The 14,863-nt window shown below is 37.0% G+C and carries 14 protein-coding genes, 2 tRNA genes and 1 rRNA gene; 16 read left to right on the top strand and 1 reads right to left on the bottom strand.

Annotation, left to right across the window (positions count from 1 at the left end; genetic code table 11):
- Positions 1-66: 66 nt before the first annotated feature.
- Together dnaN and HMPREF1150_RS07465 are read left to right on the top strand one after the other, a co-directional pair.
- Positions 67-1,203, top strand: coding sequence for a DNA polymerase III subunit beta (gene dnaN, locus HMPREF1150_RS07460; RefSeq protein WP_009659533.1), 1,137 nt, complete (start codon positions 67-69; stop codon positions 1,201-1,203).
- 127 nt (positions 1,204-1,330) lie between these two features.
- Positions 1,331-1,525, top strand: coding sequence for a DUF951 domain-containing protein (locus HMPREF1150_RS07465; protein WP_002894296.1), 195 nt, complete (start codon positions 1,331-1,333; stop codon positions 1,523-1,525).
- Between the two features lie 119 nt (positions 1,526-1,644).
- On the opposite strand, the gene HMPREF1150_RS07470 is transcribed toward HMPREF1150_RS07465, so the two are convergent.
- Positions 1,645-2,136 carry a DUF1307 domain-containing protein gene (locus HMPREF1150_RS07470; RefSeq protein ID WP_009659537.1) on the bottom strand — a complete coding sequence of 164 codons (492 nt, stop codon included), beginning with the start codon at positions 2,134-2,136 and terminating at the stop codon, positions 1,645-1,647.
- 166 nt (positions 2,137-2,302) lie between these two features.
- Here HMPREF1150_RS07470 and ychF point away from each other — a divergent pair, with 166 nt between their 5' ends.
- The 14 genes from ychF to HMPREF1150_RS0111160 all read left to right on the top strand — a co-directional run.
- On the top strand, positions 2,303-3,418 hold the full coding sequence (ychF, locus tag HMPREF1150_RS07475) for a redox-regulated ATPase YchF (protein WP_009659529.1): 1,116 nt from the start codon (positions 2,303-2,305) through the stop codon (positions 3,416-3,418).
- A gap of 73 nt (positions 3,419-3,491) precedes the next feature.
- Positions 3,492-4,061: an aminoacyl-tRNA hydrolase gene (pth, locus tag HMPREF1150_RS07480; RefSeq protein ID WP_002931704.1), complete on the top strand. Its 570-nt coding sequence runs from the start codon at positions 3,492-3,494 to the stop codon at positions 4,059-4,061.
- Positions 4,054-7,557, top strand: a complete 3,504-nt coding sequence (gene mfd / locus HMPREF1150_RS07485) for a transcription-repair coupling factor (protein WP_009659526.1) — start codon at positions 4,054-4,056, stop codon at positions 7,555-7,557. Before pth ends, mfd begins: the two co-directional genes overlap by 8 nt.
- 90 nt (positions 7,558-7,647) lie before the next feature.
- Complete coding sequence (locus tag HMPREF1150_RS07490; RefSeq protein ID WP_002916261.1) at positions 7,648-7,914, top strand: RNA-binding S4 domain-containing protein; 267 nt, start codon at positions 7,648-7,650, stop codon at positions 7,912-7,914.
- On the top strand, positions 7,907-8,275 hold the full coding sequence (locus tag HMPREF1150_RS07495) for a septum formation initiator family protein (RefSeq protein ID WP_009659562.1): 369 nt from the start codon (positions 7,907-7,909) through the stop codon (positions 8,273-8,275). Before HMPREF1150_RS07490 ends, HMPREF1150_RS07495 begins: the two co-directional genes overlap by 8 nt.
- Positions 8,276-8,277: 2 nt before the next feature.
- On the top strand, positions 8,278-8,406 hold the full coding sequence (locus HMPREF1150_RS12275) for an SP_0009 family protein (RefSeq protein ID WP_009659523.1): 129 nt from the start codon (positions 8,278-8,280) through the stop codon (positions 8,404-8,406).
- A complete protein-coding gene (locus tag HMPREF1150_RS07500) occupies positions 8,399-9,682 on the top strand; it encodes a serine hydrolase (protein WP_009659563.1) in 1,284 nt (427 codons plus the stop codon). The genes HMPREF1150_RS12275 and HMPREF1150_RS07500 overlap by 8 nt, the downstream gene beginning before the upstream one ends.
- Positions 9,679-10,956, top strand: coding sequence for a tRNA lysidine(34) synthetase TilS (gene tilS / locus HMPREF1150_RS07505; RefSeq protein WP_009659557.1), 1,278 nt, complete (start codon positions 9,679-9,681; stop codon positions 10,954-10,956). Before HMPREF1150_RS07500 ends, tilS begins: the two co-directional genes overlap by 4 nt.
- A gap of 4 nt (positions 10,957-10,960) precedes the next feature.
- Positions 10,961-11,503 carry a hypoxanthine phosphoribosyltransferase gene (hpt, locus tag HMPREF1150_RS07510; RefSeq protein ID WP_032905419.1) on the top strand — a complete coding sequence of 181 codons (543 nt, stop codon included), beginning with the start codon at positions 10,961-10,963 and terminating at the stop codon, positions 11,501-11,503.
- Between the two features lie 17 nt (positions 11,504-11,520).
- Complete coding sequence (ftsH, locus tag HMPREF1150_RS07515) at positions 11,521-13,500, top strand: ATP-dependent zinc metalloprotease FtsH (RefSeq protein WP_009659530.1); 1,980 nt, start codon at positions 11,521-11,523, stop codon at positions 13,498-13,500.
- 105 nt (positions 13,501-13,605) lie between these two features.
- Positions 13,606-13,677: transfer RNA gene (locus HMPREF1150_RS07520), tRNA-Glu, on the top strand.
- A gap of 5 nt (positions 13,678-13,682) precedes the next feature.
- Positions 13,683-13,756 (top strand) — tRNA-Asn (locus HMPREF1150_RS07525).
- A gap of 213 nt (positions 13,757-13,969) precedes the next feature.
- Positions 13,970-14,455 (top strand): sigma-70 family RNA polymerase sigma factor, encoded by a 486-nt coding sequence (locus tag HMPREF1150_RS07530; protein WP_002894314.1) that lies wholly within the window; start codon positions 13,970-13,972, stop codon positions 14,453-14,455.
- A gap of 266 nt (positions 14,456-14,721) precedes the next feature.
- Positions 14,722-14,863, top strand: a 16S ribosomal RNA gene (locus HMPREF1150_RS0111160); the annotation flags it as partial.

The raw sequence follows: 14,863 nt of genomic DNA, 5'->3' as shown, positions 1-14,863 counted from the left end.
ACATAATTCACACAAACTACTATTACTATTAATCTTATAATCATAAATAAATAAAAAGGAGATCCCATGATTCATTTTTCTATTAATAAAAATCTCTTCTTACAAGCGTTAAATACTACTAAAAGGGCTATCAGCCATAAAAATGCAATTCCTATTCTTTCTACTGTGAAAATCGATGTTACCAAAGAAGGAATTACTTTAATCGGCTCGAATGGTCAAGTGTCGATTGAAAACTTTATTTCTACTCAAAATGAAAATGCAGGCTTGCTTGTCAACTCAACAGGTTCAATTTTATTAGAAGCTACTTTCTTTATTAATGTTGTTTCTAGCTTGCCAGATATTATTTTGGATTTTAAAGAAATTGAACAAAAACAAATCGTCTTGACGAGCGGCAAATCAGAGATTACCCTGAAAGGTAAAGACGCTGACCAGTATCCACGAATCCAGGAAATTTCTGCCAGCAATCCCTTGGTTCTTGAAACAAAAATTCTCAAAGATGTCATTAACGAAACAGCCTTTGCAGCCAGTGTTCAGGAAAGCCGTCCAATTTTAACTGGTGTTCACTTTGTTTTGACAGATAACCGTTCTTTGAAGGCTGTTGCGACAGACTCTCACAGAATGAGTCAAAAGAAAATTACTCTAGAGAAAAACGGAGATAATTTTGACGTAGTCATTCCAAGTCGCTCTTTACGTGAATTTACGGCTGTTTTTACCGATGAAATTGAAACGGTAGAGGTTTTCTTTGCTAACAATCAAATTCTTTTCAGAAGCGAAAATATCAGCTTCTACACCCGCCTCTTAGAAGGAAATTATCCAGATACAGATCGTTTGATTCCGACTGAATTTACGAGTGTCCTTACTTTTAATACTTCTGATTTACGTGCAGCTATGGAACGAGCTCGTCTCTTGTCTAATGCTACACAGAATGGAACAGTTAAACTGGAGATTGCAGGCGGTATTGTTAGTGCCCATGTAAATTCACCAGAGGTTGGCCGTGTTAACGAAGAAATTGATACAGAAAGTGTAACTGGCGAAGATTTGACTATTAGCTTTAATCCAACTTATTTGATTGATGCTTTGAAGGCTATTGACAGTGAAAAAGTAACGATTAGTTTTATCTCATCCGTTCGTCCTTTCACCTTGGTACCGAGTGAAGACACAGAAAACTTTATTCAGCTGATTACACCTGTCAGAACTAATTAAGATGAAAAGCAGTGGACCAAGTTAAAGATTTTTAATTCTTGGTCCTAATCGTTTTTTATTCACAGAGTATGATAAATACTTAAGTTTTCTTCCTGGACAATAATAGTTCTTTGAAAGGAGAAAGAAAATGTATGAAATTGGTCATTTTGTAGAAATGAAAAAGCCGCATGCCTGCACCATTAAAGCGACTGGGAAAAAGGCGAATCGCTGGGAAATCACAAGGGTTGGTGCAGATATCAAAATCCGTTGCACCAATTGTGAACATCTTGTGATGATGAGTCGTCACGATTTTGAAAGAAAAATGAAGAAAATAATTGATTAGACGAAAACTCATCGTAAATGCTATTGTGGAAAACTAAGTTGCATTGCTGAAGATCAGATTTAGATTTAATTTTTCAATCAAAAATGGATAAGACTTTTTAAGTCCTATCCATTTTGCTTTTATTTAAGTTCTTCAAATTTACCGTCTTTAACTTCTTTATAGCCTTTTTTCTCAAGTATTTTAGCGCTTTCTTTATAACTTATGTAACTTAATTTTTGATTACTTGATATTTGAAGAAGATGTTTTCTTTGTAGCTCTTCAATGTCAGCTTTTCTAAAATCAATTGTAATTTTTTCGGTCAAATATTCATCTTTGTAATCAATTTCATGAGTCAACCCTTTGACATCTTTGATAGATTTAGCGTAGGCTTCTGTCTGCTCTTTAGCCGTGTCTTTTGTCAAGCCAATTGGTTCATAGTAGAAAGTATTGTTTATTTGTTGTATAAGAAGTTCATCATTTTTGTATTCATAGGTGATGCGACTATTTTTCTTAGTATTTTGGTCAATCAGTTGGAAATAAGCTTTTTTAGGACTGTTACAGGCAGTTAAAATAAACAAAGTAGTAAACGCAAGGAAGGAAAGAAAAAGTGTTTTAGAAGTATTCTTTTTCATGTGGAACTCCTTTAGTAAGAATAATAGCTATATTATATCATTTTTATCTTCAGTTTATTTTACACTTCTGTAAAGAAAGCTAGAAAAAATAACTAAAATCCGCTGTTTAGGATAAGGATTTATGGTATAATGGTTTGGATTGAAAAGATGAATGGAGAAGATAAGAATGGCTTTGACAGCAGGAATCGTTGGTTTACCCAATGTTGGTAAGTCAACTTTATTTAATGCAATTACAAAAGCAGGTGCAGAAGCAGCTAATTACCCTTTTGCGACAATTGATCCAAATGTCGGGCGGGTAGAAGTTCCGGATGCACGTTTGGATAAATTAACAGAACTCATCAAACCACAGAAGAAAGTTCCAACAACCTTCGAATTTACTGATATTGCTGGAATTGTGAAAGGTGCTTCGAAAGGAGAAGGACTAGGAAATAAATTCTTGGCCAATATCCGTGAAGTAGATGCTATCGTCCACGTAGTACGTGCCTTTGATGATGAAAATGTTATGCGGGAACAGGGCCGTGAGTCTGAATTTGTAGATCCAATGGCTGATATTGAGACCATTAATCTAGAATTGATTTTAGCAGACCTAGAAAGTATCAATAAACGCTATACACGTGTAGAGAAGATGGCTCGTACTCAAAAAGATAAGGATTCAGTGGCAGAATTTAATGTTTTACAGAAAATTAAGCCTGTCCTAGAAGATGGTCTGTCAGCTCGCACAATTGAATTCACGGAAGAAGAACAAAAAAACGTTAAAGGACTCTTTCTTTTAACGACTAAGCCGGTTCTCTATGTGGCCAATGTAAGTGAAGATGAAGTAGCAGATCCAGATAATATTGACTATGTGAAGCAGATTCGTGAATTCGCAGCTACAGAAAATGCTGAAGTTGTTGTCATTTCAGCGCGTGCAGAGGAAGAAATTTCTGAATTGGACGATGAGGATAAGTCAGAATTTCTGGAAGCTATCGGCTTGACAGAATCAGGTGTGGATAAACTGACCAGAGCAGCTTATCATCTGTTGGGACTTGGAACCTACTTTACAGCTGGTGAAAAAGAAGTGCGTGCCTGGACCTTTAAGCGTGGAATGAAAGCTCCTCAAGCGGCTGGTATTATTCACTCAGACTTTGAAAAAGGCTTTATTCGAGCAGTGACTATGTCTTATGATGACCTAGTGCACTATGGCAGCGAAAAAGCAGTTAAAGAAGCTGGACGTTTGCGCGAAGAAGGAAAAGAATATATCGTTCAGGATGGCGATATTATGGAATTTAGATTTAATGTGTAAAGTATTTGTAAAGTCTAAAAATTCTAGGTTGGAAATTTTTTTCCAGCCCTTTTGGCTTTTATAAAGGAGAAAAATGGTAAAGTTAATAGTCGGTCTGGGAAATCCAGGAGAAAAATATATTGAAACCAAACATAATGTTGGTTTTATGCTAGTTGACAAGATCTGTAAAGATCTTGATTTAAAATTTACAGCTGATAAAATCTTTCAAGCAGATATTGCTTCTACTTTTCTGAATGGTGAAAAAGTCTATTTTGTCAAACCAACTACATTTATGAATGAGAGCGGAAAGGCCGTTCAAGCTTTACTAGCATACTATGGTTTAGATATAGAGGATTTATTGGTCATCTATGATGATTTGGATATGGAAGTTGGTAAGATTCGTTTGCGCAGCAAGGGTTCAGCTGGTGGCCATAACGGTATTAAATCTATTATCAAACACATTGGAAGTCAAGAATTTAAACGGATAAAGATAGGTATTGGCCGTCCAAAAGAAGGTATGACAGTGGTCCACCACGTTCTAGGAAAATTTGATAAAGATGATTATATAATGATTCTGAATACTCTTGATAAGGTTGACAAGGCTGTAAAATATTATTTACAGTCAGGCAATTTTGAACAAACTATGCAGAAATACAATGGATAATAAAATGAACCTGATTGACTTATTTTGTCAAAACCAGCAAATTTCAGATTGGAAGAAAAATCTCCATAAAAACAGCAGACAGTTGATAATGGGATTGTCTGCATCAACAAAAGCAATTACTATAGCAGCTGGATTAGAAGAATCAGAGAAAATCCTTGTGCTGATTTCTAGTCAAAATGAAGCAGATCGTTTGGCTAGTGATTTGATTTCTTTGTTGGGAGAAGACAAGGTCTATACTTTCTTAGCAGATGATACTCCTATAGCAGAATTTGTTTTTGCTTCACAGGAAAAAATATTTTCGAGATTAGATGCTCTAAACTTTTTAATAGACCATCAAAAGTCTGGAATTCTAGTTACTAATGTCGCAGCCAGCAAATTACTCTTGCCTGATTATATTGATTTTAAAAATACCAATATAAATTTGACAGTTGGACAAGAATATGACCTAAATAATCTTGTAAAGATGTTGTCAAGATCAGGATACAAGAAGGTGTCTCAAGTTTTAAGTCAGGGAGAATATAGTCTAAGAGGAGACATCTTAGACATTTTTGAGCGCTCAGCAGAGGCACCTTATCGCCTGGAGTTTTTTGGCGATGAAATTGATGGTATTCGGATTTTCAATCCAGAAAATCAAACTTCAATTGAAAACATAGAAAGTATTTTAATTAAACCTGCTTCTGATATCCTGCTTTCTGAGAAAGATTATGCTCGAGGACGAGAAAATCTGGAAGCTATTTTAGAAAAAGCTGTTGATCCTGCTTTGAAATCTTACTTAGAAGAGTTACTAATCAGTGCCAAAGAAGAGTTTCATCATGCAGATATTCGTAAATTCCTTTCTTATTTTTATCAGAAAGAATGGACTATTTTAGACTATTTGCCTGTTCATAGTCCTGTATTTTTTGATGATTTTCAAAAAATTGTGGATCGACATGCTCAATTTGAACTGGAAACAGCTAGTTTGTTGACAGATGATTTACAAAATTGTAAAGCTTTATCAAGTCAGAAATATTTTGCAGATAAGTACCAAGATTATCGTCAATATACACCAGCAACCTTCTTTTCAAGCTTTCAAAAAGGTTTGGGAAATCTGAAATTTGATTCTTTGTATCAATTCAATCAATACCCAATGCAAGAATTTTTCAGTCAGTTTTCCTTGCTCAAGGAAGAGATTAATCGTTATAAAAAATCTGGCTATACAATAATTTTACAAGCAAATTCTTCGTCAGGTTTACAAAGTTTACATAAAAATTTACAGGAATATGATATTCATTTAGACTATATAAAAGAGGCTGAGATTCACAAAAATGCAGTTCAGCTTATAGAAGGAAATCTTGTTCAAGGCTTTAATTTCGTAGATGAGAAAATTGTTCTTATTACAGAGTACGAAATTATTCACAAGAAAATAAAACGAAAAATTCGGCGTCAGAATATCTCCAATGCTGAACGACTGAAAGATTATAATGAGCTAGAAAAAGGGGATTATGTTGTCCATAATATTCATGGGATAGGACGTTATCTGGGAATAGAAACGATTGAAATCTCTGGCGTCCACCGTGACTATCTGACAATTCAATATCAAAATTCTGATCGTATTTCGATTCCAGTTGACCAGATTAATCTCCTATCAAAGTATGTTGCTAGCGATGGAAAAACACCTAAGGTAAATAAGCTAAATGACGGTCGTTTCCAGAAGAGTAAGCAAAAAGTTCAACATCAGGTTCAGGATATTGCGGATGATTTGATTAAACTATATGCTGAACGCAGCCAGCTAAAAGGTTTTGCTTTCTCAGCTGATGATTCCAATCAAGAGGAATTTGATAATGATTTTCCCTATGTTGAAACAGAGGACCAGCTAAGAAGTATTCAGGAAGTGAAGAAGGATATGGAAAGCAGTCGTCCGATGGACCGCCTCTTAGTTGGTGATGTCGGCTTTGGGAAAACAGAAGTAGCTATGCGGGCTGCTTTTAAGGCTGTCAATGATCATAAACAGGTAGCTGTATTAGTGCCAACAACGGTTTTAGCCCAGCAGCACTATACTAACTTTAAAGAACGTTTTAATGATTTTGCGGTCAATGTTGAGGTACTTAGTCGTTTCAGGAGTAAGGCGGAACAAAAACAGACTCTGGAGAAGCTGCAGAAGGGACAAGTTGACATTATTATTGGAACCCACCGACTCTTATCCAAAGATGTAGAATTTGCAGATTTAGGTTTAATCATCATTGATGAAGAGCAGCGTTTTGGAGTTAAGCACAAGGAAACATTAAAAGAATTGAAAAAGAAAGTTGATGTCTTAACTTTGACAGCAACTCCTATTCCTCGAACTCTGCATATGTCTATGCTGGGGATTCGCGATTTGTCAGTTATTGAGACACCGCCTACCAATCGCTATCCTGTTCAAACCTATGTTTTAGAAAGCAATCCTACAGTGATTCGAGAAGCTGTCTTACGTGAAATAGACCGAGGTGGACAGGTTTACTACCTTTACAATAAGGTTGACACAATTGAGCAGAAAGTTGCAGAGTTAAGAGAGTTAATTCCAGAAGCTTCTATAGGTTATGTTCATGGTCAAATGAGTGAGATTCGTTTAGAAAATACTTTGCTGGATTTCATCAATGGAGAATACGATATTTTGGTGACTACAACTATTATTGAAACTGGGGTTGATATCCCAAATGCCAATACTTTGTTTGTAGAAAATGCTGATCACATGGGACTGTCAACCTTGTATCAACTTCGTGGCCGGGTTGGCCGCAGCAATAGGATTGCTTACGCTTATCTGATGTACAGACCAGATAAAATCTTAACAGAAGTTTCTGAAAAGCGTCTGGAGGCTATTAAAGGATTTACAGAGTTAGGTTCTGGATTTAAGATTGCCATGCGAGATTTGTCTATTCGGGGTGCTGGAAATATCCTAGGAAGCATGCAATCTGGCTTTATTGATTCTGTTGGTTTTGAGATGTATTCACAGCTTCTAGAAGAAGCCATTGCTAAAAAGCAGGGTAGAGAAAACAAACGTCAAAAGAGCAATGCAGAGATTAATCTGCAGATTGATGCCTATCTGCCTAGTGACTATATTTCTGATGAAAGACAGAAGATTGAAATTTATAAAAGAATTCGTGAGATTGACAGCCGTGTAAATTATGAAAATCTACAGGATGAATTGATTGATCGTTTTGGGGAGTATCCTGATGTTGTAGCCTATCTGTTGGAGATTGGACTTGCTAAGTTTTATTTAGATCAAGCATTTGTAAAGTCAGTGGAACGCCAGCAGAATGCAGTAATTATTCATTTTGAGAAAATTTCGCAGCAGCTTTATCTGACGCAGGACTATTTTGAAGCACTTTCGATGACGAATTTAAAGGCTCGAATTGGCGAAAAAAATGGCTTGATTGAAGTGATTTTTGATGTGAGGAATAAAAAAGATTACGAGATTTTAGAAGGTCTAGTTAATTTTGGAGAAAAGATGCTGGAAATTAAACAGCGCAAGGCAGAATAAAGGTTACAATTCAGTGAAGTTTGGCTTTTTAAGCTCTATTTTTCTCAAAAAATGGTAGAATAATAAATTAAGAGAAAATGAGGTAATAGGATGAGATTAGATAAATATTTGAAAGTGTCACGGATTATCAAGCGACGTCCAGTGGCTAAAGAAGTAGCTGACAAGGGTCGAATAAAAGTGAACGGTATCTTGGCCAAGAGCTCAACAGATTTGAAAGTGGATGACTTGATTGAAGTACGCTTTGGTAATAAACTCTTGACTGTAAAGGTTCTGGAGATGAAAGACAGCACTAAAAAAGAAGATGCAGTTAAAATGTACGAAATAGTCAGTGAAACAAGGATAGAAGAAGATGCCTAAAAATATCGTCCAACTCAATAATCGTTTTATTCAAGATGAAAATCAACGCCGCAGATATGTGGATCAGGAACGGCGGAAACGCAACCGTTTTATGGGCTGGGTTCTGATTTTGGTGATCCTCTTATTTATTCTACCTACCTATAATTTGTACCAGAGTTATCAAACCTTGCTGCAGCGTCGTGAACAGTATTCTAAACTGCAGAAGAAATATCAGACGCTCAGCGAAGAAAAGGTCTATCAATCAGATATAGCAACAAAGTTAAAAGATGATAGCTATGCTGCTAAGTATGCACGCGCTAAATACTCTTTTTCAAAAGAGGGTGAGTACATTTATACTATCCCAGATTTATTGCCGCAGTAGTTATGGAAGATTTACTAAAAACAATTGAGCAGTTCTTGGCCTTTTCAGATGAGAAATTAGAAGAACTGACTGAAAAAAATCAAGCTTTGAAACTTCAAGAAAATCAAGAGGAAAGGGGAAAACATGCGTAAGTTTTTGTTACTGATATTTTTGCTGCCAGCTTTATTTAGCAGTATCACAGTTATTAGTACTGAAAAAGATTTCGTATTAGACGAGGAAGAAAAATATCATTTTACAAGCACTACGTATGGGCGCTATTTTGATAGTATCCCGACAAATCCTAACGTTTATGAAGAAACACCTACATTTACAGATTCAACTCTGAGCAAGACTGCAGGAAAGCTAGTTCCAGATCAAGCCATTCAGATAACAGAATTTCATGTAAATGAAGAAGAAGTTCCGATTTTCAAGCTGAAAAACGGCCAGTTTGTGATAGCGGATAAAAATACAATTTACGAAGATACTGTCCAGTCAATTCAAGATATCCATCAAGAAATGTGGCTGAAACCTGGCTTCATTCTTTATGATAAAGCCAATGTTAATGGAGCTAAAAAAGTCAATACAACAGTGGCTCCATATACAAAAGTAAACATTGTTCAAATTGTCCAGACTGTCAAAGGAACTTATGCCCAGATTGAAGGACAGGGCTGGGTTTCTATGGAATTTTTGGATGAGACTGATAATCGAATGGACAAGGTTCAAGAAATTCTGAGCAGTAAGTATAACAAGGCGGACTACTCTATCTATGTCAAACAGCTGGACACTGGCAAAGAAGCAGGTATCAATCAAGATCAAGAGATGTATTCGGCCAGTGTGACAAAACTGCCTTATCTTTACTATGTGCAGGAACAGCTGGATCAGAAAAAACTTTCCTTAGATCAGAAGTTCAAGTATATTGGAGCAGTCAATGATTTCGCAGGTGCTTATGAACCGGAAGGAAGCGGCAGCATTGCCAAGTCAGCTGACGACAAGGAATATTCAGTTCAGGATTTGATAAATCGAGTGGCCAAAGAATCAGATAATGTCGCCCATAATATTTTAGGTTATTATGCGACCAATCAATCTGATAAACATTTTCAGCAGACGATCAACAAAATAGCTGGAAAGAAATGGGATGTGGAAGAAAGACAAGCATCTTCACGTATGGCTGGAAATGTTTTGGAAGCTATCTATGAGCAAAATGGCATGATTATCGATGCCTTGTCTCAGACAAATTACGATAATCAGCGGATTTCTAAAAATATCGATGCTAAAGTAGCTCATAAAATTGGTGACGCCTATGACTTTAAGCACGATGCTGCGATTGTCTATGCAGATTCCCCTTTTATCATTGTCATTTTTACTAATAATGCAAACTACGATACCATTTCCCAGATAGCAGATGATGTCTATGGAGTCCTGAAATGATCAAGCAAGAATTTCTTAAAAAAATGCAGGAGAAAAAGTATTTCCAAGGCCATCGAAAAATTTTAGTTGCTGTATCAGGTGGACTGGATTCTATGACACTGTTGCAGCTGTTGATTGATTCTCAAAAAGAACTGGCTATCGAGCTTGCGATTGCTCATGTCAATCACAAACAGCGGCCAGAGTCAGATCAAGAAGAAAAGGCATTAGTAAAGATTGCGGAACAGCTTGGTGTAAAGATTTTTACATCAAGTTTTTCTGGTAATTTTTCAGAAAATGCTGCTCGGCAGTTTCGTTATGATTTTTTTGAGAAAGTGATGCAGGCAGAGCATTATACTGCTCTGGTAACTGCCCATCACGCAGATGATCAAGCTGAGACTGTTTTTATGCGGCTGCTGCGTGGAGCTAGACTTCGTCATCTGTCCGGCATGAAAGCTGTCCAGTCTTTTGCTTGCGGGGAGCTGATTCGTCCTTTGCTTACCTTCCATAAGTCAGACTTTCCAGATATTCAACATTTTGAAGATAGCAGTAATTTTCAAAATGATTATCTCAGAAATCGAATTCGCAATCTTTATCTGCCGGATCTAGAAAAAGAAAATCCACAATTTAAGGATTCTTTGCGGTATCTAGGAAAGGAAATTGAAGATTGGCAGACCGCTTTGTCTCACTTGACTAGAGATTTAGATATAGAAAATGTCCAAGCCTTTAATCAGCAAATCCCCCAGGTTCAACGTTTTCTATTGCAGAACTATCTCGAAAACTTTCCTGGTCTGAATCTGAGTAAGCAGCAGTTTGAGGAGGTTTTAAACATCCTGCGGACTAAGGCTAATTATCAGCACACTTTGAAAAAAGACTATGAGCTTGTTAAAGATTACCAGCGTTTTGAAATTAGAAAAATCAGTCGTAAGCCCGATTTAAAAATGGATTCAATTTTGTTAGAATTTGAGAACCTGATCGAGTTTGGGCATTATCGATTTTCATTCGGGATTCCTTTGAGTGGTGAAAATATTCAAAAAATTTTTGTTTCGCGTGAAACTTCGCTGACACTCCGCTTCCGAAAAGAGAGAGACAGTATTTTGCTGAATGGTCATCACAAGAAACTTCGTCGTCTTTTTATTGATAAGAAGGTTTCCTTTGAAGAACGGAATTCATCTGTAGTAGTTGAACAAAATCATCAAATTTTAGCGATCTTAAATATTGCTATCAGTGATTTGAGTAAGGCATTAAAAAGTGATATAATGAGTACTGTACTTTATATTCAGAAAATAGATGGGTAAAATTATGCTAGAACAAGATATCAAAAAAATATTGATTTCCCATGAAGAAATCGTGGATGCTGCAAAAAAGCTTGGTCAGCAATTAACCAAAGACTACCAAGGTAAGAATCCAATTTTTGTTGGAATCTTAAAAGGTTCCGTACCTTTTATGGCTGAGCTAATAAAGCATATTGACACACATATTGAGCTTGATTTTATGTTGGTCTCCAGCTACCATGGTGGTACTGCCAGCTCAGGTGTCATTAATGTTATTAAAGACATTGATCAAGACATTACAGGACGTGATATCCTATTTGTTGAGGATATTATTGATACTGGTCAGACTTTGAAAAATCTGTGCAATTTGTTTAAGGAAAGAAATGCTGCATCAGTTAAAATTGCTACACTTTTGGATAAGCCAGAAGGGCGTGTTGTTGAAATTGATGCAGATTATACATGTTTCACAATTCCAAATGAATTTGTTGTTGGATATGGATTAGATTACAATGAAAACTATCGTAATATTCCATATATTGGTATCTTGAAAGAAGAAGTTTATACAAAATAAAGGTTTACTATTAATAGATGAAAAATAAGCAAAACAATGGTTTTATAAAAAATCCATTTCTCTATATTCTGATTATTGTTGTCCTAGTGACAGGGTTTCAGTATTTCTTCTCAGGAGATACTGGCGGTCGCAGTCAACAAATCAATTACACAGAATTAGTGAAGGAAATTAAGGAAAATAATGTCACAGAGATGAGCTACCAGCCAAATGGCAGCGTCGTTGAGATTTCAGGTACTTACAAAACACCTCAGGAATCGAAAGAAGATACAGGGATTTTATTTTTCACTCCAAACGTTTCTAAAGTAGAGAGATTTACAAGTATTATTTTACCGTCAGATATTACAATTTCTGATTTACAAAAATTAGCTTCTGAGCATAACACTGAAATCAGCATAAAGCGCGAAAGTTCAAGCGGAATGTGGATTACAATCCTCACTTCCATCGTTCCTTTTGTAATTGTCATCTTCTTCTTTATGTCCATGATGAATCAAGGTGGCGGCGGTGGTGCCCGCGGTGCCATGAATTTTGGTCGCAATAAGGCGCGTGCTGCTAACAAAGAAGATATTAAGGTTCGCTTCTCAGATGTAGCTGGTGCTGAGGAAGAGAAACAAGAACTTGTAGAAGTTGTTGAGTTTTTGAAAGATCGGAAACGCTACACCAAGTTAGGTGCTCGTATTCCTGCCGGTGTCCTTCTAGAAGGCCCTCCAGGAACTGGTAAAACCTTGCTTGCCAAGGCTGTTGCTGGAGAAGCAGGAGTTCCTTTCTTCAGTATCTCAGGTTCTGATTTTGTAGAAATGTTTGTTGGGGTCGGAGCAAGCCGTGTCCGTTCTTTGTTTGAGGATGCGAAAAAGGCAGCCCCTGCCATTATCTTCATCGATGAAATCGATGCAGTCGGTCGTCAGCGTGGAGTTGGACTCGGCGGTGGTAATGATGAGCGGGAGCAAACCCTCAATCAGCTCTTGATTGAAATGGATGGTTTTGAGGGCAATGAAGGCATCATTATCATTGCGGCTACTAACCGTTCGGACGTATTGGACCCAGCCTTGCTGCGTGCTGGCCGTTTTGACAGAAAAGTCTTGGTCGGTCGTCCTGATGTGAAAGGTCGGGAAGCCATTCTTCGTGTTCATGCTAAGAATAAGCCGCTGGCTAAAAATGTTGATTTAAAACTAGTTGCTCAGCAGACACCAGGTTTTGTTGGTGCTGATTTGGAAAATGTCTTGAATGAAGCTGCTTTGGTTGCTGCTCGTCGTAACAAGAAAGTCATTGATGCAGATGATATTGATGAAGCAGAAGACCGGGTAATCGCAGGACCTTCTAAGAAAGATAAGATGGTGTCTGAACGCGATCGTCAAATGGTTGCTTATCATGAAGCTGGACATACTATTGTTGGTTTAGTATTGTCAAATGCGCGTGTCGTACATAAGGTAACTATCGTACCTCGTGGACGCGCTGGTGGCTATATGATTGCCTTGCCTAAGGAAGACCAAATGCTTCTATCTAAAGAAGATATGAAAGAGCAATTAGCTGGTCTTATGGGTGGCCGTGTGGCTGAAGAAATTATATTTAATGTGCAGACAACGGGTGCTTCTAATGACTTTGAACAGGCAACTCAGATGGCCCGCAGTATGGTAACGGAATATGGAATGAGCGAAAAACTTGGTCCGGTTCAATACGAAGGAAACCATGCTATGTTTGGTGCAGCCAGTCCTCAAAAATCAATTTCAGAACAGACTGCATATGAGATTGACGAAGAAGTAAGAGAACTTCTTAATGAAGCACGTAACAAAGCTGCAGAGATTATTCAGTCCCATCGTGAAACTCATAAATTGATTGCTGAAGCGCTTCTTAAATATGAAACTTTGGATAGCAATCAGATTAAATCATTGTATGAAACTGGCAAAATGCCAGAAGAGTCTGAACTTGAATTAGACAAAGAAGCTCATGCACTTTCTTATGATGAAATTAAAACGAAAATGGAAGAAAAAAATTCCGAGTAGAAGAAGTTGGAGAAATTCCAACTTTTTTCTATTTTTCTGAAATAATTATTGACAAAGGAAGAAAAGCTGATATAATGGAATATGTTCTGCAGAGGGACAAGAAATGGTCCGTTGGTCAAGGGGTTAAGACACCGCCTTTTCACGGCGGTAACACGGGTTCGAATCCCGTACGGACTATATAATCCGCCATAGCTCAGTTGGTAGTAGCGCATGACTGTTAATCATGATGTCGTAGGTTCGAGTCCTACTGGCGGAGCTAGGTTTAAAAAATCAAATGTGTAAGCATTTGATTTTTTTCTTGCTTTTATACTTCGCACAATCCTCCCAAATGACTAAATATGTACCTGAAATGACTTAAAAACAGTTATTCGAGTCAGAAGAGCTCCTAAAAGATGCTTTTTAGAAGAAAAAGCCCACCTCGCTTTCTATTTACAGTAGAATTAAGCTAAGTAAAATTTAAGGAGGAACTATGGATTTTAGAACTACTTATGAGAAGGTGAAATGGATAGTTTGGAAGTGTAAGAAAGACTATTATATTCATTTGTGGGAACATAGTGATTGGGAGCAAGAAGGAATGTTGGTTTTATACGAACTTCTGCTTAAAGAAAAAGGAATTGAAAACGATGAGGAAAAACTCTATCGTTATTTCAAAACAAAATTCAGAAATCATATACATGATAAAATTCGTAAACAAGAAAGCCAAAAGCGAAAATTGGACCGCCAGCCTTATGAAGAAGTGAGTGAGATTGGACATCGTTTGAAATCAAAAGAATTGTTTCTGGATGAGTTAGTTGCCTTCAGAGAAGCGATTGACAATTATAAAAGAACTCTTGATGATGTTGGATTGGATAATTATCAGAGGTTGATGAGCAACGAGCGCTTTAAAGGAAGAAGAGCCATGCTTAAAGATTTAAAAAATCACTTAAAAGATTTTCAAGATAATACGATTTTGTAATGAACAAACTTGATGACTTTATTTCTGTTTTACTAGAACAGGTTAGAGCATCAAGTTTTTTATTAAATAAAAATCGAAAAAAAATTAGAAAAGGTATTGACAGGAGGTGTGGTTGGGTGATATACTAATATAGTTGTCGCGAAAGACAAAGCCCTTTGAAAACTGAACAAGACGAACCAAGTGCAGGGTGACATAGAGATATGTAACCTGTCAAAAAAACGAAAATAAATCTGTCAGTGGACAGTAATGAGTGCGAACTCAAACTTTTTAATGAGAGTTTGATCCTGGCTCAGGACGAACGCTGGCGGCGTGCCTAATACATGCAAGTAGAACGCTGAAGAGAGGAGCTTGCTCTTCTTGGATGAGTTGCGAACGGGTGAGTAACGCGTAGGTAACCTGCCTGGTAGC

Origin of the sequence: Streptococcus sp. AS14, from assembly GCF_000286495.1 — a bacterium.
Lineage (GTDB): Bacteria > Bacillota > Bacilli > Lactobacillales > Streptococcaceae > Streptococcus > Streptococcus sanguinis_P.
This window is presented reverse-complemented; position numbering and strand designations above follow the sequence as displayed.